Origin of the sequence: Pseudomonas sp. UYEF17, assembly GCF_040546125.1 — a bacterium.
Taxonomy (GTDB): domain Bacteria; phylum Pseudomonadota; class Gammaproteobacteria; order Pseudomonadales; family Pseudomonadaceae; genus Aquipseudomonas; species Aquipseudomonas putida_Z.
The window spans coordinates 37,331-56,418 of record NZ_JBEPNE010000015.1 but is presented as its reverse complement, the minus strand read 5'-3'; the positions used below and the strand labels follow the sequence as shown (position 1 = coordinate 56,418).

Below are 19,088 nucleotides of genomic sequence, written 5' to 3'. Positions count from 1 at the left end.
AATGCGTAAGCGGTTTTTGCCAGGTAGCCGGCAAACCCTGCCCCTGGATGAAAAATCGCGGAGTATACCGCAGCACCGCCCCGCGCAGGGCACCACGGCGATAGACGTTCCCTTTACCCCGCCGCCGTCGCAAGGTGCTAGAATTCGTTATCGTTTATTCCCCAAGGTAGCCCTGTAATGTCCTTCGCCGAGCAACTGACCCGCCTGCAAGCCTTCCTCGACGCCGACGAGCTGCACGAGGAAGCGCTGGACTATGTCGCCGCCCACGGCTACCTCACCGCCCTTTCGATCAATGCCGAGGAAGTGCCCGAGCGCGAGTGGATCGACGCCCTGTTCGCTGAAGAGCCGCACTACGCCAGCGATGCTCAGCGCACCGAGATCGAGGCCACCCTGGTGGCGCTGAAAGCGCACATTGCCCGCCAGCTGGCCAGCGACGACGAGTTCGAGCTGCCATGCGACCTCGACCTGACCGACGAGCCGGACGATTCCGACCTGCGCGGCTGGTGCATCGGCTTCATGGAAGGCGTATTCCTGCGTGAAGAGGCCTGGTTCGAGAACGCCGAGGAAGAAGTCAGCGAGATGCTGCTGCCGATCATGGTCGGCTCGGGCCTGTTCGACGAGCAGCCGGAGTTCGCCGACATCGCCAGCAACGCCAACCTGCAGGACGACATGATCGTACAGATCCCCGAAGCGCTGACGGCGCTGTTCCTGCTGCTGCATGCCCCAGACGAAAAACCGGCGCTGCTCAAGCCACGCCACCACTAAGTCGCCTGTGCGCTACCTGCTGCTGGCCACCGGCTGGCTCAGCGTCGCGTTGGGGGTGTTGGGGATATTCCTGCCGGTATTGCCCACCACCCCGTTCCTGCTATTGGCGGCCGCCTGCTTTGCCCGCAGCTCGCCGCGCTTTCACCACTGGCTGGTCCATCACCCCAAGCTCGGGCCATGGATCCGTGACTACCTCAGTGGTGAAGGCATCCCCCTCAAGGGCAAGGTCTACGCCATCGGCCTGATGTGGGCCAGCATCGGCCTGTCGTGCTATCTGGTGCCCCTGTTCTGGGCGCGCACCTTCATGTTGACCAGCGCCGTACTGGTAAGCCTGTACATCCTCAGCCAGAAAACTTTGCACAAGCCAAAGTGACAATATTTTGTCGCCAAATATCAATTTCGCCTAACGATTATTCTCCTTATCCGAAATGATTCTGGAACTCTGTTAAGCCCCCGTATTAATTGGCTTTCATGGACTTTTCCGCTGCCATTCCCTGGGTCCTTCTGCGAGCCCATTAGACAATTTATATATTATATGGCAATTTGATATGAAGAAATCTTCTTATCTATCGCGTTGAATGTACTTAGCTGTGTTATTAAAAACCTGCAACACTATATGCAATAACTTTATCGTCATTTTTTTGGCGATCAGCAGGATAAATTCCAGAATCAGGGAGATGTAGCATGCGCGTTTTGAACCCCATCACCAGTGCATTACTGTTGGCCCTGGCGAGTGCCAACGTACAGGCGATGTCGATCACCGAGGCTGTCCAGAGCGCCGTGGACTACCACCCGCAGGTCAGCTCCAACCGCAACAGCAAGCTGTCGGCCGATGAAGATGTGAAGTTCGCGCGTGGTGGCTACTACCCTTCCGTGGATCTGGTCGCCGGCTATGGCCGCCAGCGTTCGGACAACACCACGACGCGTGCCGAGGGCAACCACAACAAGGAAACCCTCAACTACACCCAGTCCGAACTGCGCCTGCGGCAGATGATCTTCGACGGCTTCAACACCTCGAATGAAGTGGGCCGCACCGAAGCAGTCTCCACCTCCCGCGCCTACTACACCCAGGCCGTTGCCCAGGATGTCGCCCTGCGTGCAGTCGAGGTGTACCTGGAAGTGCTCAAGCGCCGTGAACTGGTGACCCTGGCCAGGAACAACCTGCAAGCCCACCTGCGAGTCAACGACCAGATCGGCCTGCGCAACGAGCGCGGCGTCGGCAGCACCGCCGACCTTGACCAGTCCCGCGCACGTCGCGCCCTGGCGGAAAACAACCTGGACACCGCCGAAGTCGACCTGGCCGATGCCGAGGCCAACTTCTTCAGCGTCGTCGGCCGCATGCCGGACGAGCTGGAAAGCCCGCAGACCATCAAGGGCGAGGTGCCTGGCACCCTCGACGAAGCCCGCGACGGCATGCGCCAGAACAACCCGTACATCAAGTCTGCCCAGGCTGACGTGAATGCTGCCGAGCAGCAATACGAAGTGGCCAAGTCGACCTTCTACCCACGCTTCGACGCCATTCTGGCCACCGGTGCCAACAACAACACCGGCGGCGAGAAAGGCCACAACAACAACGACTGGCAAGCTGGCGTGGAGATGAACTACAACCTGTTCCGCGGTGGCAGCGACAAGGCTCGCCTGCAGTCCGACGCGCACAAGATCAACCAGGCCCTGGACATCCGCAACAACGCCCTGCGTGAGCTGACCGAAAACCTGAGCCTGGCGTGGAACGCCATGAACAACGCCAGCAAGCAGCTGCCGACTGCGCGTGAATACGCCGAGACCACCAAGCGCGTGCGTGCTGCCTACCAGGACCAGTTCGGCCTGGGCCAACGTACCCTGCTCGACGTGCTCGACAGTGAAAACGAGCTGTACAACGCCGACCGCCGCTACACCGAGGTGCGTTATACCGAGGAGTTCTCGCGCTACCGCGTGCTGGCGACCATGGGCGAGCTGCTGAGCAAGCAGCGTATTTCGCTGCCGCCGGAAGCGCTGGCTACCACCGAAGTACGCACCGAGGCGCGTTTGCCTGATATGCGTTGATCGGGTTCGAGATTTTTGGGGCCGCTTTGCGGCCCATTCGCAGCACAAGGCTGCTCCTACAGGAAAGCGCGCAACATCTGTAGGAGCAGCCTTGTGCTGCGAATGGGCTGCAAAGCAGCCCCCTGCCCTCACTCGCTACCATGGTTACGCTGGAACGTCTCCAAACCCATGGCCCTGATCTGCCCCTCGATCAACGCCTCGAACGGTGCCAGCAGCGCATCGAAACAGGCAGGCTGCTCCAATGCGTTCAGCGCTCCCACCACCGCCTCGATAGTCGATAACGCCCCCGCCTCCGGCGCCTTGCGCAAGCGGTAGCGTGAAGGCGCGACAGCCCCCAGCGTCACCCGCGGCAACGCCTCCAGCAACGGGTTCAGGTACAACAGCTTGCGCGCCTTGCGCCAGGTGCCGTCGGGCACGATCAACAGCAAGGGTTGGTCGTCCGTCTCGCCATAGGCCACCAATTCCTGGGCGTCGTCACCCGGGAATAACAGGGCTGGCCGGTAGCCGGGGGTCGCCAGCAATTCGTTCAGGTCATCGAATACCTCGCCTACTCGCAACTCGGCATTGTTCAGGCCAAGGGCGGCCAGGCGGGCGGTATTCAGGGCATGGGTGGTTTCACTGGGGTGCTGCAGCAGGATGACGCGGGTGCGGCTGTCGAGTGCGGGGATCAGTGGGCAGAGGCAATGGTCGAGCGGGCGCTGGCAGCGCTCGCAGCGGGGTCTGGGCATGGGATTCTCCTTGGCGGGAACAGTTTGCCACAGAACCGGGGCCCGCTTTGCGGGCCATTCGCCGGCAAGCCAGCTCCCACAGGTATTGCACAAGGCCCAGGTCTGTGGTGATCCTGTGGGAGCTGGCTTGCCGGCGATAGGGCCGCAAGGCGGCCCCGGCAATCTCAACGGTTGAACCGCTCCGCCAGGCTATGCAGGTACTCCGCCATGCGCTCCAGGTCCTGGCTGATTTCCGCGCCTTGCCTGGCCTGCCCGGCACTCTGGTCGCACAGGTGGGCTATGCGCACGATCTGCTGGTTGATGTCCTCGGCCACATGGCTCTGCTGCTCCGACGCCGTCGCCATCTGCTGGCTCATGCCGGTGATGCGGCTGACCGCCTGGGCAATCCCGCTCAACGCTGCCTGCACCGCCTCGACACTGTGCACGCTGTCCCGCGAGATCTGTTCGCCGCGGCTGGCGGTGCTCACCGCGCGCTCTGCCCCGGCGCGCAACGAGGCGATGATCTGGTGAATCTCCTCGGTCGAGGCACGGGTGCGCTGGGCCAGCGATCGCACCTCATCCGCCACCACGGCAAACCCGCGCCCCTGTTCGCCGGCACGCGCCGCCTCGATCGCCGCATTGAGCGCCAGCAGGTTGGTCTGCTCGGCGATCGAGGTAATCACATCGACCACGCTGCCAATCGACTGGGTCTGCTCGGCCAGGGCATTGACGGCCTGGCCGATGTCGTTGACCGCATTGCTCATGCTGCCCATGGCTTGCAGGCTCTGCATGGCCAGCTCGCTGCCCTGCTGCGCCAGCTGGTCGGCATCGCCCGCTGCGTGCGCCGTGCTCTGCACGTTATGGGTAACCTGCTGAATGGTCGCCGCCATCTGCGCGATGGCGGCGGCGGACTGGTCGGTCTCGCTGCGCTGGCGGTCGAGCATCTGTGCCTGGGCATCGGACAAGTCGGAGGACTGCGCCGCCCGCGACTTCACCCCGACCCCGGCATCCACCAGGCGGGTCAAGGCCGTTTGCAGGCGTGCTTCCTCGCTGATGATGGCAAGATCCAGCTGGCCTTGCAGGCCTGGGTTGTCGCTGTAGGTCAGTGCCACCAGCGGGCTGGTGAAGGCCTTGGGGTGCTCGGCCAGCGTGCGGCGGATGGCCTGGTTCTGCCGGTGCTCGACCAGATACCAGGCCAGCAGCAGGCTGGCCATCAGTACCCCGAGCGCCGCGTAGGGCGGCAGCCACAGGTAGCCTGCCGCCGACAGCAGGCCCGCACCGATCAATGGCCAACCGTGACCCAGGCCATGCCCCAGACGGGCCGCCCACGGCACCGGCGCGCGGCCAGCCCGCAAGCGCGCGTACAACGCCTCGGCGCGGCGGATCTGCTCACGGGTGGGCACCGAGCGCACCGACTCGTAGCCACTGATGCGGCCCTGCTCGTAGACGGCCGTGACATAGGCGCTGACCCAGTAGTAATCACCGTTCTTCGCCCGGTTCTTGACTACGCCCATCCACGGTTTGCCTTGTTTGATGGTTTCCCACATGTGGCCGAACACGGCCGGAGGCATGTCCGGATGGCGCACCAGGTTGTGGGGTTGGCCGACCAGCTCGTCGTAGGTGAACCCGCTGATCGCCACGAAAGCGTCGTTGCAGTAGGTGATGCGGCTGTTGAGGTCAGTGGTGGAAATCAGGCGCTGATCGTTGGGAAAGGTTCTTTCGTGCTCAGTGACGGGCAAATTCATGCGCATCTTGGGCAATCCTTGCAGGATGAAAGGGAGGTAGACAGCAGCACACACTGATTTGATATATAGCAGGGCGCCATTATGTTGTCGGTCAGCGGCACCAACAATTTAACGGGGGCCGACGAAATACAGCATGTGCCGGACTTCAACCCACGTTGAGCTGGCTTTTCAGCAGGTCGCGGAAAGTCTGGATCAACGGTTCGCGGCTGCGCCCGCGGCGAATGATCAGCGAAAACGGTGCCTGGTAGCCGAAGGTGGACGGCGACAGCACGCGCAAGTCGCCCTTGTCGACCCAGGCCTGGGCATAGTGCTCGGGCAGGTAGCCGATGTAGGCCCCGGAGAGAATCAGGATCAACTGCGCCTCCATGCTCTCCACCGTCGCCGCACTGTGCTTGAAGCCATGCCGGGCCAGTTCGGCCTGGCTCCAGTAGCCACGCCCGACCATGCGCTGCTGGGTCACCACCTGCTCGGGGATGCGCCGTTCGGCATACAACGGGTGGCGGCTGCTGCAGTACAGCCAGTGCTGCTCACGGTACAGCGGCTGATAGAGCAGCCCGCTCATGCGCGAGGAAAACGCCCCGATCGCCAGGTCCAGGCGGTTGTCCTGCACGCCCAGTTGCAGCTCGTAAGGGCTGGACACCGACAGGTGCAGGTGCACCGCCGGGTGTTCCTGGCTGTAGGCGCCGATGGCTTCGGCCAGCGGCAAGGCCTGGTCACCGACCGTGGAGTCGATCACCCCCAGGTTGAGGGTGCCGCGCAACTCGCCCTTGAGGGCGGCGGCGTACTGTTCGAAACCGTCCAGCTCGGCCAGCAGGCGCAGGGTTTCCTGGTGGAACAGCTCGCCCTTGCTGGTCAGGCTGAAGCCGCCACGGCCGCGGTGGCACAGTACGATCCCCAGGGCACCTTCCAGCTGGCTCATGTAGGTGCTGATGGCCGAAGTCGACAGGTTCAGCTCGCGCTGGGCATTGGCAAAGCCCTGGTGGCGCACCACGCTGACGAAGATGCGCAGCAGTTTCAGGTCGGGCAAGGTCGAGGCCATGGTGCAACGGTTCCGCAAGGGTGTTTGCGCGCAGTCTAACCGCTCTGCCGGCCTTTAGTTCAGAAATTCCTGAACTAAGTATTTGCCGGTAGCGATTTTTCCCCGGCACTACCTTCAGCAGACTTGGCCGAAATGTCCCTGCCCGCCGGCAAGACCACACCTGGAAGGCGCGCGGCGGCACAGGTTCGAACAAACAGAACAATCGACCGACTGATGAGGCCCACCGTGGACAAGATCCTCCACCAACCACTGGGCGGCAACGAAATGCCGCGTTTCGGCGGCATCGCCACCATGCTCCGTCTCCCCCACCTGCAAAGTGCCCAAGGCCTGGACGCCGCCTTCATCGGCGTGCCACTGGACATCGGTACCTCGCTGCGCTCCGGCACCCGCTTCGGCCCGCGTCAGATCCGCGCCGAATCGGTGATGATCCGCCCGTACAACATGGCCACCGGGGCTGCACCGTTCGACTCGCTGTCGGTGGCCGACATCGGTGACGTGGCGATCAACACCTTCAACCTGCTGGACGCCGTGCGCATCATCGAAGAAGCGTATGACGAGGTCCTCGAGCACAACATCATCCCGCTGACCCTCGGTGGCGACCACACCATCACCCTGCCGATCCTGCGGGCGCTGCACAAGAAACACGGCAAGATCGGCCTGGTGCACATCGATGCCCATGCCGACGTCAACGACCACATGTTCGGCGAGAAGATCGCCCACGGCACCACCTTCCGCCGCGCCGTGGAAGAAGGCCTGCTCGATTGCGAGCGCGTGGTGCAGATCGGCCTGCGCGCCCAGGGCTACACCGCCGATGACTTCAACTGGAGCCGCCGCCAGGGCTTCCGTGTGGTCCAGGCCGAAGAGTGCTGGCACAAGTCGCTGGAACCGCTGATGGCCGAAGTGCGCGAAAAGGTCGGCGGTGGCCCGGTGTACCTGTCGTTCGACATCGATGGCATCGACCCGGCCTGGGCGCCTGGTACCGGCACCCCGGAAATCGGCGGCTTGACCACCATCCAGGCGATGGAGATCATTCGCGGCTGCCACGGCCTGGACCTGATCGGCTGTGACCTCGTCGAAGTCTCCCCGCCTTACGACACCACCGGCAACACCTCGCTGCTCGGTGCCAACCTGCTGTTCGAGATGCTCTGCGTGCTTCCGGGCGTTGTCCGCCGGTAAACGACGGCCCTTTGTAGGAGCGGCCTTGTGTCGCGACCGGGCCGCAAGGCGGCCCCCGGACTGTGGCGGTGTCGCATAGGCTGCCGGGGCCGCTCTGCGGCCCGATCGCGACACAAGGCCGCTCCTACAGAAAGCGCCCGCAGTACTTGCTACACCCCGGCAGGAGCCATATGGGAGGGCCATTGAGGCCCGCCAACAACACGACAAGACCGCCGGGCGCCGTGAACCCGCCCGCGTGGTCGATCTCGCCATAATAAAGATAATCGGGAGACCCCCCAATGGCCTTGGACATCATTGTTGTAATGATCTATACCGCCGGCATGCTCGGGCTTGGCTGGTATGGCATGCGGCGCGCGAAAACCCACGAGGACTACCTGGTGGCCGGGCGCAACCTCGGCCCGGTCCTGTACATGGGTACCATGGCCACCACCGTGCTCGGTGGCGCGTCTACCGTCGGCACCGTGCGCCTGGGCTACGTCCACGGCATCTCCGGCTTCTGGCTGTGCGCAGCCCTGGGCCTGGGCATCATCGCCCTCAACCTGTTCCTCGCCAAACCCTTGCTGCGCCTGCGCATCTTCACCGTGACCCAGGTGCTGGAGCAGCGCTACAACCCGGCCGCACGCCAGGCCAGCGCCGTGATCATGCTGGCCTACGCACTGATGATCGGCGTCACCTCGACCCTGGCCATGGCCACCGTATTGCAGGTGCTGCTCGACCTGCCGTTCTGGGCCTCGCTGCTGCTGGGCGGTGGTGTGGTGGTGCTGTACTCGACCATTGGCGGCATGTGGTCGCTCACCCTGACCGACATCGTCCAGTTCGTGATCAAGACCGTCGGCCTGATGTTCATCCTGCTGCCAGTGTGCCTGTACAAGGCCGGTGGCTGGGACACCCTGGTGGCCAAGCTGCCGGCGGCCAGCTTCCAGCTGACCACCATTGGCTGGGACACCATCATCACCTACTTCCTGATCTACTTCTTCGGCATCCTCATCGGCCAGGACATCTGGCAGCGGGTGTTCACTGCCCGTGACGAGAAGGTCTGTCAGCGCGCCGGCACCACCGCCGGTGTGTACTGCGTACTGTACGGCCTGGCCTGCGCCGCGATCGGCATGGCCGCGCATGTGCTGATGCCCGACCTGGCCAACCCGAACAATGCCTTTGCCGAGATGATCAAGACCACCCTGCCCGATGGCATCCGTGGCCTGCTGATGGCAGCGGCGCTGGCCGCCATGATGTCCACCGCCAGCGCCGGCCTGCTGGCTGCGTCGACCACCCTGACCGAAGACCTGCTGCCCAAGCTACGTGGCGGCAAGGCGTCGAGCCTGGGCGTCAGCCGCCTGTTCACCCTGCTCACCGGCCTGGTGGTGCTGGGCATCGCCCTGGTGGTGAACGATGTGATCAACGCCCTGACCCTGGCCTACAACCTGCTGGTCGGCGGCATGCTGATCCCGCTGATCGGGGCGATCTTCTGGAAGCGCGCTACCACCGCCGGGGCTATCGCCAGCATGTCGCTGGGCTTTGCCACCGCGCTGCTGTTCATGTTCAAGGATGGGCTGGAGGCCAATACGCCGATCTACTACAGCCTGGCGGTTGGTCTGGTGAGCTTTGTGGTGGTCAGCCTGATGTCGCGTAAATCGGTGGCGGCGGTGAAGCTGGCCTGATAGATCGCGGCTGCCTGTACTGGCCCTTTCGCGGGTAAACCCGCTCCCACAGGAATATCACAGGTCTCGAGTGCTGTGGGGTACCTGTGGGAGCGGGTTTACCCGCGAAGAGGCCGGTTCAGGCAACAGATTTTCATCAGGCACAAAAAGGCCGCTGCACCCACCCAGGTGCAGCGGCCTTTGTCTGTATCAGCGACGACGCGGTTGGCGTTTGCGCTGCTCTTCATCAGTCGGGATCGGCACCGGCTGCAAGGGTGGTGGAATCAGCCCCAAGGCGACAGCCAGGTCGTGGAGCCAGTTGGACAGTGGTTTATTCATAATGCCCCCTTGACGGGTCAGCCTCACGGCAATTCAATCCTGCGATGTTTCATACAGATCATAGCCCTATGTCCTGTATTACGCATGCCTCTAAACCTACAGATACGGGCCATTTTGATACGGATCAAGCCGTAACGGCGCATTCCGACGACTGGTTAATCGTTTCGCTTTGTTGCAGGTCGATCCAGGCCTGCAAATTTGCCCCGCGCATGCCCTGGCGCCACATCAACCAGGTGACCGCCTGATCGAACGGCGCCTGCAGTTGGTGCACCCGCACCCGGTCGCGCCCGGGCAGGCTGTCGAGCATCGACCTGGCCATCATCGCCACACCCGCGCCGGCGATCACGCAGGCCAGCATGCTCTGGTACGACTCGATTTCCATCACCCGGCCCATTGGCGTATGGGCATGGGCATACCAGGCCTCCAGGCGCATGCGGTACGAGCAGCCCTGGCGGAAGGTGAACACCGCCTTGCCCGCCACATCCTTGGCAGTGTGTACCGCCGGGTGCTCGGGGCTGGTGATCAGCACCAACTGCTCATCGCAAAGCGGCACGCCATCCAGCCCGGCCAGGCTCGGTGGCCCATCTACCAGGGCCACGTCCAAGGTGTGGTTGAGCAGGCCTTCCAGCAACTCGCCACTGGGCGCCGCACGCACCTGCAGGTTAACCGCCGGGTAGGCCTGGTGATAACGCGCCAGCAACCCCGGCAAATGGGTCGCCGCCGTACTGTACATGGTTCCCAGCACGAAGTGCCCGGCCGGTTGGCCGCCCCGCACGGCGGCCAGCGCCTCGTCGCGCAAGGCTGACATGCGGTTGGCGTAATCCAGCAGCACCTTGCCCGCCGGCGACAGCTGCAGGCGCTGGCGTTCGCGCAGGAACAGCTCGACACCCAGTTGCTCCTCGAGCTGGCGCAAGCGTGTCGACAGGTTCGACGGCACCCGATGCAGGCGCTCTGCGGCACGGGTGACCGAACCTTCCTCGGCCACGGCCTGGAAGATACGCAGTTGGCTGAATTCCACGGCATTCTCCAAAACAGAACAACTTGATCATCATTATTCAATTTTATTGAAAAATAAACCGCCCTAACCTGCCAGCCATCGCTTACATCAGTGCAGGAGACTCGTCATGTCGCCACTCATTCAACTGCTGGCCAGCGCCGTGGCGCTGATGATGGCCATGGGCATCGGCCGTTTCGCCCTGACCCCGCAGCTGCCGCAACTGATCGCCGAAGGCCAGTTCGACCTGACGGTCGCCGGGCTGGTGGCCGCGGCCAACTACCTGGGTTACTTCATCGGCGCGGTCGATGCCATGTTCGCTCGCTCGCCGGGCCAGGTGCGCCTGCGCCTGCACGGTGGGCTGTGGCTGTGCGTGCTGTTGACCCTGGCCTCATGGGCCGCAGACGGGTTCTGGAGCCACCTGCTGCTGCGCTTCGGCACCGGCGTGGCCAGCGCCTGGGTGCTGGTGATGATCACCAGCCTCAGCCAACAGGTGGCCAATGCAAACAACCGCCAGCGCCTGGGTGCCCTGGTGTTCGCGGGGCCCGGCCTGGGCATTGCGCTGACGGGTTTGCTGGCGCTGGTGGCGCATTTGTGGGGGCTGGGCTCGGCAGCACTGTGGCTGATCTATGCCGTGGCCGCGCTGGTGATGCTGCTGGCGGTCCGGCCTTGGCTGCCAAGGGCGCTGCAAGCGGCGCCGGTGCCGTCGGCTGCACGCCAGGGCCCCACGCGCAGTGTCGGCATCGGCCGCCTGGGGCTGGTGTATGCGCTGTATGGCGTGGGTTACATCCTGCCGGCCACCTTCCTGTCGCAGATGGCCAACCAGCAGTTCCACGGGCAGTGGCTGGCCGACCTGTTCTGGCCGGCGTTCGGCCTGGCGGCGGCGCTGGGGGTGCTGCTGGTGAGCCTGCGCCGTGGCGGCCGCACCTCGGCCTGGCTCACGGCCACCCTGTGGCTGCAGGGGCTGGGTGTACTGGCCTGCCTGATGGGCGGGGGTGTCGGGCTGGCGTTGGGCGTGGTGCTGTGTGGCGGGCCGTTCCTGGCCTGCATGCAGCTGGTGATGCAACGTTCGCGGGAGCTGGCGCCGCATGCCACGCAGCGCAATGCCGGGCTGCTGACGGCCTGCTTTGCCCTGGGGCAGTTGAGTGGGCCGCTGCTGGCGGCGGTCAGCAGCCATTACAGCAGCGGGCTGCAGCCGGCGCTGATGGTGGCCGCGGGTGGGTTGGTGGTGGCTGGGGGGCTGGTGCTGTTTGGCAGTTCTGCACAGCAGGGCAGCGCCTGTCAGGCCGAGGCAGCATCCTGAATCGTGGCTGCCCGTGCCGGCCTCTTCGCGGGTAAACCCGCTCCCACAGGTACTGCACAGGCCTTGAAGATTGTGCGGCCCCTGTGGGAGCGGGTTTACCCGCGAAGAGGCCGTAACAGGCTAAAACTCACCCCACAAACTTACGCAACTGCTGCTTCACCCAAGGCTCGGCACTCACCAGGACCACCCCCAGCAGCACCATCAACGCGCCAACCACAAAGTTCAGGCTCAGCGGCTCATCCAGCAACAACACGCCGAAGGTCACCCCGAACAGCGGGGTGATGAACGAGAACACTGCCAGGTTCGACGCCAGGTACTTGCGCAGCAACCAGAACCAGGTCAGGTAGCTGATGAACGACACCACAATCCCTTGGAACAGCACGCTGCCCATCGCCAGCGGCGTCAGCGTCACCGCGCCGATCTGGCCGCTGAGCAAGGCAATCAGCAGCAACCCGGCAAAGCCCACCGCCAGCTGATAGAACAGGGTCAGGGTCGCCGGTGCTTCCGACAGCCGCGAGCAACGCACCACCACCGTGGTCGCCCCCCAGGCCAACCCGGCGATCACGCCAAAGGCATCCCCCAGCAGGGTGCGGCCATCCATGTGCTCGAACGACATGCCGCCGGCAAACGCCATGGCAATGCCGCCGAAGGCCAGCAGGATCCCCAGCCATTGCAGCAGCCGCAGGCGTTCGCTGGGCAACCTGAAATGCAGGCCTAACGCGGTAAACACCGGCGCGGTATAGAGGAACACCGACATGTGCGCCGCAGAGGTCAGCTTCAGCCCCTCGGCAATGAACAGGAACTCCAGGCCGAACAGCCCGCCCGCCACCACCCCGGCACGCCAGGTGCTGCCGACCTGCTCCCAGCCCCCGCGCCAGCACAGCATCAGGCCCACCAGCACGGCGGCGATACCGTTGCGCAGGGCCGCCTGCATCACCGGCGCGATATCGATGGCGGCAGTCTTGATCAACACCTGCTGGCAACCCCAGATCAGGCACAGCCCCAGCATCACCTGGAAGGCAAAGGCATCGGGGTTCTTGCGGGCCGCGCTCATAGGCGGGCCTCGGCGGTGGTCATTGGCATGGGCAAGGGCTCGGCAGTGTTCAGGAACTACCGATTATCGGGTTTCCATGGCCGCCCTTGCCAGCCTCAAAACGACCTCAGGCAATCTGTGCCTTCGCCGACACCTGCTCGAAGGTGGTTTCGTCCAGCGCATCCTCCTGCTCGTCCAGCACCTGGCGCGGGTGCTCGAAGCCGGGAATGCTGCTGTCGATCAGGCTCATCAGCCGCGAACCGCGCTCGGTCAGCACGAAGTTCTCGCCATTGCCGCCATCCTCTTCGGGCCGGGTTTCGATGAAACCACGCTCGAACAACAACCTTTCGTACTCGCAGGCACGGGTTTTCAGGTGGTCTAGGTCGCCCACCGGCTCCCCCTTGGCAGCCAGTGCCGCAGCGTGCTGCTCGGCATAGGGGCGTGGCGTGAAGCTGTGACCGGCGCCGTTCTGCACCTCGTGCAGCAAACGCTCGATCAGGTCCCAGTCGTAGGCGATGCTCATGGCTACGGGCTCCTGCTGTGGACGGAAGGGGTACACAGGTTGGGACCTGCCGGTGAGCCGTGGTGTTCCGAAAGATCTTGCACAGTGATACGCCACGCTCTGAAGCCGCTGGTACCGCAACAGGCAGAAACCATTTGCTGTCTAGCCACCTGTAGTTTATAAACTACATTCACTCGATGAAAAAAATCGAATCCAGCAGTTTCAGACATTGGGTGACCGGTCTCCGAGACGTTAGTGCCAGAGCCCGAATCATTTCTCGGATCAACCGGTTGATGGAGGGCCTGCCTGGCGACGTATCACCGGTTGGCCACGGCGTCAGTGAGCTCAGGGTTCACTATGGGCCTGGCTACCGGGTGTACTTCCATCAGGCTGGCAGCACATTTGTCATTCTGCTTTGCGGCGGCGACAAAGGCAGCCAACAGCGCGACATCAAGGCAGCCCACCAGATTCTGCGTTCGTGGAGGATGCAAAATGACTGAAACCTTCTCTGATTTCGACCCCGCCCAGTACCTCACTACCCCTGAAGCGATCGCGCAGTTCATGACCGACGCACTCGAAACCGGGGATGCCGGCTATGTCGCCAAGGCTGTAGGCGTGGTAGCGCGTGCAAAAGGCATGAGCGAGCTGGCTAAAGAAACCGGTCTGTCGCGCGAGCAGCTCTATCGGTCTTTCAGTGAGCATGGCAACCCGACTCTGAAGTCGTTCCTGACCGTGATGAAGGCGCTGGGAATAGACATGACGGCGCGGCCTCACCTCGCTGGGTAATAAACGAACACGCCGGCTCTCAGCTGATCGGTTAACGCGCTCAGGTTACTGCTTGACCAGATAGTTGATGAACAACCGAAACAGCTCCGCATTCCCGGCAATCCCCAGCCGCTGCCAGATGTTGTGCCGGTGCACTTTCACCGTGCCTTCCGAAATGCCCAGCTCGCGTGAGATCGACTGGCTGCTGTGCCCTTGCAGGATCAGCTTGGCCACATGCCGCTGGGTTTCGGTCAGCTGGCCTTGGAGGATATCGACGAAAGCATCTTCCAACTGGCTGTCGGACTCCTGCGGGTCGGCCAGGTCATCGGCATGTGCCAGGCGCAGGTGCTGCCTGAAAATGGCATCGATGACTGGCGTCAACGCTGCCAGCCGCTGCGCCTCCTCGGCCTCGAACGCGCCCTTGTCCAGGCCACGCATCAACGAATACACCAGAGCGGTCCGTGGCCTTACCGGCACGATGAAACCGATCTCTTCGATCAGGCTGCCGTGGTGCGACGAGACGCAGGGGTGGATGTCGTGGGAGATGGAAAAGCCCGAGGCGAAGAAGCTGTCCGGGGCCAGTTCGCGCATCCGCCACAGGCCACCCGGGTGGTTGTTGGTACAGGCGACGTAGAACGGGTCGAGCAGATAGCCGCCGCGCAGGTAGGCTTTCAGCGTACGTTCGGCGACTCGCTGGTTGTAGCCGTCATGAATCAGCAGCGCGGGTTGGTTGAAGCGAAACAGGTAGGCGCAGCTCATGTCGAAATCGACCACGCCCTTGAGCGCGGTGTCGAGGGCCGGGCCCAGTGCATCGCTGCCGATGCTGCGAATGACCGCACCCAGGCGGTTGGCGTTGTCGCTGTTCATTGCGGAGGCCCGTGCGGTGTGGGAGAAGGCGCAAATGCCGCCCGGCTGTGCAAGCCCGAACGGCATTGAACGATGCCTGGCCCTGTCAGTGCAACGGTGCACTGGCGGGCAGCAGGCCGGCCTCTTCTTCCTGGCGGCCCAGTTCCAGTGCCTTGGGCACCGCCAGCCAGTAGGCCAGTAGCATGCCCAGCAGGCCACCGGCGAGCTTGCCGATGATCAGCGGCCCGATCAGCGTGGGCTGGAAGTTGGCCGAGTAGGCCAGGTGATCACCAAAGGTAAAGGCGGCGCACACGGCAAAGGCAATCACCAGCACCTTGTCTTTCGGCGGCATGTCGGCCACCAGGCGGAACATCGCCAGGATGTTGGCCGAGGCCGCGAGGATACCGGCCGCGCCCACCGGCGACAGGCCGAGTTTCGACGCCACCTTTTCGATCGGCTGCGACAGGAAACGCTTGATCAGGTAAACCATCGGGAACGCACCGCACAGCATGATACCCACGTAGCCGGCAATCTCCAGCGCCCGGAATTGGTCGTCCTTGTCGGCGATGATCGGGGCAAAGCCCCAGCCACCGAACAGCGAAGTGAACGCACCGGTGAAGTACTCGACGATCGACGCCACCAGCACCAGCGTCACGGCGGCGTACATCAACTGCCCCAGCTTGAGGAACAGGCTGACCATGAGGTTGGGGAAGTAGCGCAGCGCCGCCGCCAGTGCCACGCAGAACAGGATCAGCGGCGACAGGTTGCGCAGCAGGGTCGGCAGGGTGAAGTGCAGCGCCTGGGTCGCAGCGCCCGCCGTGGCGATGTCCGGGCGCACGCCCAGGCCCATGGCCTGCATGCCCATGGCGATCAACACGATGCTGATCGGGATGCTCAGCAGCCCGGCCATGATGCCCAGCGCCATGTACTTGTGGTCGGCCTTGTTGAGCATTGCCAGGCCCACCGGGATGACGAAGATCACCGTCGAACCGCACTGGAAGCCAGTGATAAGGCCGAGGATCCAGCCTTCGGGGCTGTGCGACAGCGCCTGGGCCAGCTGGTAGCCGCCCAGGTCCGAGGCGATGAAGATCGGCCCGGCAATGCCGGCATCGGCGCCCATGGCCAGGAACAGCGGGCCGATGAACTGGCTGATGAAACTGGAAATGAACGGGATGGCGGCCATGATCCCGGCCACCGGGATGAAGATCGGGCCAATGCTGTGCAGGCCGGCGGTGAACTCCTTGGCCAGCTCGGATTCCGCATTGACGATCGATGCGATCGCGCCGATCACGGCGCACACCATGATCACGTAGATGACGTAAGTGCCTATGTTTTCCATCTGCTGCCTCTGTCTTGTTGGAATTGGCTTTGTGGGCAGAATTGAAGGGTGCTGCGTGTTGTTCTTGTTGGTGCCGGCAGGGTACTGCCGGCCGGGCATTACATGGCGGTGTAGGCGTTGTCGACGAACAGGTGCGAGCCGCTGACGAAGCTCGACTCGTCACTGGCCAGGAACAACGCGGCGTTGGCCACTTCGGCCGGCTCGCACAGGCGCCCCTGCATGGTCTTGATCGCTTCGTCGGAAGCGTCCACGCCAAAACCGCGCAGCAGGTCGAGTTCGCGGCGGCCATGGGCGGTGCCGATGAAGCCTGGGCAAATGGCGTTGCTGCGGATGTTCTGGTCGCGGTATTCCACGGCCAGGGCGCGAGCGAACATGTGGCAGGCGCCCTTGGTGGTGCAATACAGCACCTCCATTGGCGTGCCGACCACCGCCGAGATCGACGAGGTGCAGATCACGCTGCCGCCGCCGGCGGCGAGCATGCCAGGCAACACCGCCTTGGTGACCAGGAACATGCTTTTTACGTTGATGCTCATCAGCCGGTCCCATTCCGCTTCGCTGGTTTCGAGGAACGGGCCGGCGGCGATGATCCCGGCGTGGTTCATCAGCACGGTGATCGGGCCGAAGTGCACCTGGGCCTGGGTTACGGCGCGGTGCACCTGGTCGGCCTGCGACACATCGGCGGCGACGAACAGCGCCTGGCCGCCATCCGCGTTGATGCGCGCCGCCACGGCTTCGCCCTGGCTGGTCGGCAAGTCGAGGATCACCACCTTGGCGCCCTCGGCGGCGAACAGTTCCGACGCGGCCAGGCCACAACCACCTGCGCCGCCGGTAATCAGTGCCACCTTGCCTTTCAATCGATCCATGGGTGTGTTCCTCGGTTGTCATGTTTGTGGCTTCAAACTAGAGCCGAGGATGAGCGCGGTAAATATACCCAGGGGTATAGCCACCGGTCGAAGGCGCTGAACTAACGGCCAGGCGCATGCCTCCACCGGGCATCACCACCGCCGGAGGTAGGAAGGATGAAACCGCTGCTGCCCATTGCCTGCGCCACTGCCCTGTTCTGCGCCCTGCCCGCCTGGGCCTGTACACCGGAAGAAGCGACGCAGAAACGCGAAGAGCTGGCCGGGTTGGTCACCCAGTTGACCGAGCAGAACCCGCAGAAGGCCAAGGAGATCAATGACGAGCTTCAAGGGATGGAGCTGGGGACGGCGAGCAAGGATTTGCCCGACAAGTGTCAGCTGATCGACAAGCGGATCAAGGAGTTGAAAGAGGCGGAGAAAAAGGCTGAATGATCAATGGCCGCGTGACGCGCGCCCTGTAGGAGCGGCCTTGTGTCGCGAAAGGGCCGCAAAGCGGCCCCCGGATAGATGCGTCACTCACGAAATCGAGGGGGCTGCTTCGCAGCCCTTTCGCGACACAAGGCCGCTCCTACAAAGGACGCACCAACCTGACAGAGTGCTGATTACTCAGCCGCAGGCTTGCGCTTTTTCAGCGGCGCCAGGCCGTCAGCGCTGGCCAGCGGTGCATTGGCCTTCGGCTTGGCGGTTGGCTTGCGCTTGGCGGCCGCCTTCTTGTCACCGGTCTTCTTCTCGACCTTTTTCTTCTTGCTGCCAGCCGCCTTGCCCGAGGCCTTGACCTTCTTCGGCCCGTTGTAGGTGCCCTTCACTTCCTTGATCACCCGGCGCTCGAACTGCTGCTTGAGGTAGCGCTCGATGCTCGACATCAGGTTCCAGTCGTTGTGGGTGATCAGCGAGATCGCCAGGCCTTCGCCACCGGCACGGCCGGTACGGCCCACGCGGTGCACGTACTCGTCACCGCTGCGCGGCATGTCGAAGTTGATCACCAAGTCCAGGCCGTCGATGTCCAGGCCACGGGCCGCAACGTCGGTAGCCACCAGCACCTTGGAGCTGCCCTGCTTGAAGCGGTCCAGGGCCAGCTTGCGGTCCTTCTGGTCCTTCTCGCCGTGCAGCACGAAGGCCTTCACGTCCTTGGCCACCAGGTGGCCGTAGATGCGGTCGGCCAGGGCGCGGGTGTTGGTGAAGATGATCGCCTTGTCGAAGGTTTCGTTGGCCAGCAGCCACTGCACGATCTGCTCTTTGTGCTGGTCGTGGTCAGCGGTGATGATCTGCTGGCGGGTGCCTTCGGCCAGCTGCGAGACGCTGTTGAGCATCAGGTGCTCTGGGTCTTTCAGCACCTTGCCGATGATGTCGCGCAGGGCCGCACCACCGGTGGTGGCGGAGAACAGCAGGGTCTGCTGGCGGTTCTCGCACTCCTTGCACAGGCGCTCCATGTCTTCGGCAAAGCCCATGTCGAGCATGCGGTCGGCTTCGTCGAGGATCAGCACCTGCACGTGGGACAGGTCGAGGTTGCCGGCATTGAGCTGCTCGAGCAGGCGGCCCGGGGTGCCGATCAGCACATCCGGCACCTTGCGCAGCATGGCGGCCTGTTCCTTGAAGTCTTCACCGCCGGTAACCAGGCCCGACTTGATGTAGGTGAACTGCGAGAACAGCTGTACCTGTTTGAGGGTCTGCTGGGCCAGTTCACGGGTCGGCAGCAGGATCAGCGCGCGGATCTCGACGCGGCGTTCGCGCAGGTCGACCAGGCGGTTGAGCAGTGGCAGCACGAAGGCCGCGGTCTTGCCGCTGCCGGTCTGCGCGGTCACACGCAGGTCACGCCCTTGCAGGGCCAGGGGGATGGCCGCGGCCTGCACCGGGGTTGGCTCGACAAAGTTAAGCTCGGCCACGGCTTTAAGCAGGCGTTCGTGCAGGGCGAATTGGGAGAACACGGAGGTAACCTCAGGCAAGTGCGGAAAATTCAGTTGCATAGGGTAACGTTTTCTGCCGCCTTAGCCGAAT

20 protein-coding genes are annotated in these 19,088 nt (G+C 63.5%); 9 read left to right on the top strand and 11 right to left on the bottom strand.

Going from position 1 to position 19,088, the window contains the following annotated elements; genetic code table 11:
* Positions 1-177: 177 nt before the first annotated feature.
* The 3 genes from ABIB24_RS20110 to ABIB24_RS20100 all read left to right on the top strand — a co-directional run bounded on the left by ABIB24_RS20110 (position 178) and on the right by ABIB24_RS20100 (position 2,808).
* Entirely contained in the window at positions 178-765 is a 588-nt protein-coding gene (locus ABIB24_RS20110) for a YecA/YgfB family protein (RefSeq protein WP_025340148.1), read from the top strand.
* Positions 766-772: 7 nt separating this feature from the next.
* A complete protein-coding gene (locus ABIB24_RS20105; protein ID WP_025340149.1) occupies positions 773-1,138 on the top strand; it encodes a YbaN family protein in 366 nt (121 codons plus the stop codon).
* A 311-nt stretch (positions 1,139-1,449) separates the two neighbouring features.
* Entirely contained in the window at positions 1,450-2,808 is a 1,359-nt protein-coding gene (locus ABIB24_RS20100) for a TolC family outer membrane protein (RefSeq protein ID WP_085618603.1), read from the top strand.
* A 128-nt stretch (positions 2,809-2,936) separates the two neighbouring features.
* On the opposite strand, the gene ABIB24_RS20095 is transcribed toward ABIB24_RS20100, so the two are convergent.
* From ABIB24_RS20095 to ABIB24_RS20085, 3 genes are all read right to left on the bottom strand, one after another.
* Positions 2,937-3,536 carry a tRNA-uridine aminocarboxypropyltransferase gene (locus ABIB24_RS20095; protein ID WP_085618605.1) on the bottom strand — a complete coding sequence of 200 codons (600 nt, stop codon included), beginning with the start codon at positions 3,534-3,536 and terminating at the stop codon, positions 2,937-2,939.
* Positions 3,537-3,700: 164 nt separating this feature from the next.
* Complete coding sequence (locus ABIB24_RS20090) at positions 3,701-5,266, bottom strand: methyl-accepting chemotaxis protein (RefSeq protein WP_137164573.1); 1,566 nt, start codon at positions 5,264-5,266, stop codon at positions 3,701-3,703.
* 139 nt (positions 5,267-5,405) lie between these two features.
* On the bottom strand, positions 5,406-6,299 hold the full coding sequence (locus ABIB24_RS20085) for a LysR family transcriptional regulator (protein ID WP_025340153.1): 894 nt from the start codon (positions 6,297-6,299) through the stop codon (positions 5,406-5,408).
* Between the two features lie 225 nt (positions 6,300-6,524).
* Here ABIB24_RS20085 and speB point away from each other — a divergent pair, with 225 nt between their 5' ends.
* On the top strand, positions 6,525-7,475 hold the full coding sequence (speB, locus tag ABIB24_RS20080) for an agmatinase (protein WP_025340154.1): 951 nt from the start codon (positions 6,525-6,527) through the stop codon (positions 7,473-7,475).
* A gap of 278 nt (positions 7,476-7,753) precedes the next feature.
* Positions 7,754-9,133 carry a sodium:solute symporter family protein gene (locus ABIB24_RS20075; protein ID WP_025340155.1) on the top strand — a complete coding sequence of 460 codons (1,380 nt, stop codon included), beginning with the start codon at positions 7,754-7,756 and terminating at the stop codon, positions 9,131-9,133.
* Between the two features lie 189 nt (positions 9,134-9,322).
* Here ABIB24_RS20075 and ABIB24_RS20070 read toward each other — a convergent pair whose 3' ends face one another.
* Both ABIB24_RS20070 and ptrR read right to left on the bottom strand, forming a co-directional pair.
* Positions 9,323-9,451, bottom strand: coding sequence for a PA1414 family protein (locus tag ABIB24_RS20070; RefSeq protein WP_009683677.1), 129 nt, complete (start codon positions 9,449-9,451; stop codon positions 9,323-9,325).
* A 124-nt stretch (positions 9,452-9,575) separates the two neighbouring features.
* Positions 9,576-10,469 (bottom strand): putrescine utilization regulator PtrR, encoded by an 894-nt coding sequence (gene ptrR, locus ABIB24_RS20065; protein WP_354317091.1) that lies wholly within the window; start codon positions 10,467-10,469, stop codon positions 9,576-9,578.
* A 106-nt stretch (positions 10,470-10,575) separates the two neighbouring features.
* On the opposite strand from ptrR, the gene ABIB24_RS20060 reads away from it, so the two are divergent.
* Complete coding sequence (locus ABIB24_RS20060; RefSeq protein WP_354317090.1) at positions 10,576-11,748, top strand: MFS transporter; 1,173 nt, start codon at positions 10,576-10,578, stop codon at positions 11,746-11,748.
* A 127-nt stretch (positions 11,749-11,875) separates the two neighbouring features.
* On the opposite strand, the gene ABIB24_RS20055 is transcribed toward ABIB24_RS20060, so the two are convergent.
* The gene (locus tag ABIB24_RS20055; RefSeq protein WP_013973697.1) at positions 11,876-12,802 is read right to left on the bottom strand and encodes a DMT family transporter; all 927 of its coding nucleotides are present in this window, start codon (positions 12,800-12,802) and stop codon (positions 11,876-11,878) included.
* 106 nt (positions 12,803-12,908) lie between these two features.
* Positions 12,909-13,304: a hypothetical protein gene (locus ABIB24_RS20050; protein WP_013973698.1), complete on the bottom strand. Its 396-nt coding sequence runs from the start codon at positions 13,302-13,304 to the stop codon at positions 12,909-12,911.
* A 176-nt stretch (positions 13,305-13,480) separates the two neighbouring features.
* Here ABIB24_RS20050 and ABIB24_RS20045 point away from each other — a divergent pair, with 176 nt between their 5' ends.
* Together ABIB24_RS20045 and ABIB24_RS20040 are read left to right on the top strand one after the other, a co-directional pair.
* Entirely contained in the window at positions 13,481-13,783 is a 303-nt protein-coding gene (locus tag ABIB24_RS20045; protein ID WP_025340160.1) for a type II toxin-antitoxin system RelE/ParE family toxin, read from the top strand.
* Positions 13,776-14,069 (top strand): addiction module antidote protein, encoded by a 294-nt coding sequence (locus ABIB24_RS20040; protein ID WP_025340161.1) that lies wholly within the window; start codon positions 13,776-13,778, stop codon positions 14,067-14,069. The genes ABIB24_RS20045 and ABIB24_RS20040 overlap by 8 nt, the downstream gene beginning before the upstream one ends.
* A 45-nt stretch (positions 14,070-14,114) precedes the next feature.
* On the opposite strand, the gene ABIB24_RS20035 is transcribed toward ABIB24_RS20040, so the two are convergent.
* The 3 genes from ABIB24_RS20035 to ABIB24_RS20025 all read right to left on the bottom strand — a co-directional run bounded on the left by ABIB24_RS20035 (position 14,115) and on the right by ABIB24_RS20025 (position 17,096).
* On the bottom strand, positions 14,115-14,915 hold the full coding sequence (locus ABIB24_RS20035; protein ID WP_137164578.1) for a helix-turn-helix transcriptional regulator: 801 nt from the start codon (positions 14,913-14,915) through the stop codon (positions 14,115-14,117).
* Between the two features lie 85 nt (positions 14,916-15,000).
* Positions 15,001-16,233, bottom strand: coding sequence for an ethanolamine utilization protein EutH (eutH, locus tag ABIB24_RS20030; RefSeq protein ID WP_025340163.1), 1,233 nt, complete (start codon positions 16,231-16,233; stop codon positions 15,001-15,003).
* Between the two features lie 98 nt (positions 16,234-16,331).
* Positions 16,332-17,096, bottom strand: coding sequence for an SDR family NAD(P)-dependent oxidoreductase (locus ABIB24_RS20025; protein WP_354317088.1), 765 nt, complete (start codon positions 17,094-17,096; stop codon positions 16,332-16,334).
* A gap of 156 nt (positions 17,097-17,252) precedes the next feature.
* On the opposite strand from ABIB24_RS20025, the gene ABIB24_RS20020 reads away from it, so the two are divergent.
* A complete protein-coding gene (locus tag ABIB24_RS20020) occupies positions 17,253-17,525 on the top strand; it encodes a hypothetical protein (protein ID WP_274079297.1) in 273 nt (90 codons plus the stop codon).
* Positions 17,526-17,695: 170 nt separating this feature from the next.
* Here the strand turns inward: ABIB24_RS20020 and ABIB24_RS20015 are convergent, their stop codons facing one another.
* Positions 17,696-19,057 (bottom strand): DEAD/DEAH box helicase, encoded by a 1,362-nt coding sequence (locus ABIB24_RS20015; RefSeq protein ID WP_039612590.1) that lies wholly within the window; start codon positions 19,055-19,057, stop codon positions 17,696-17,698.
* Between the last annotated feature and the right edge of the window lie 31 nt (positions 19,058-19,088).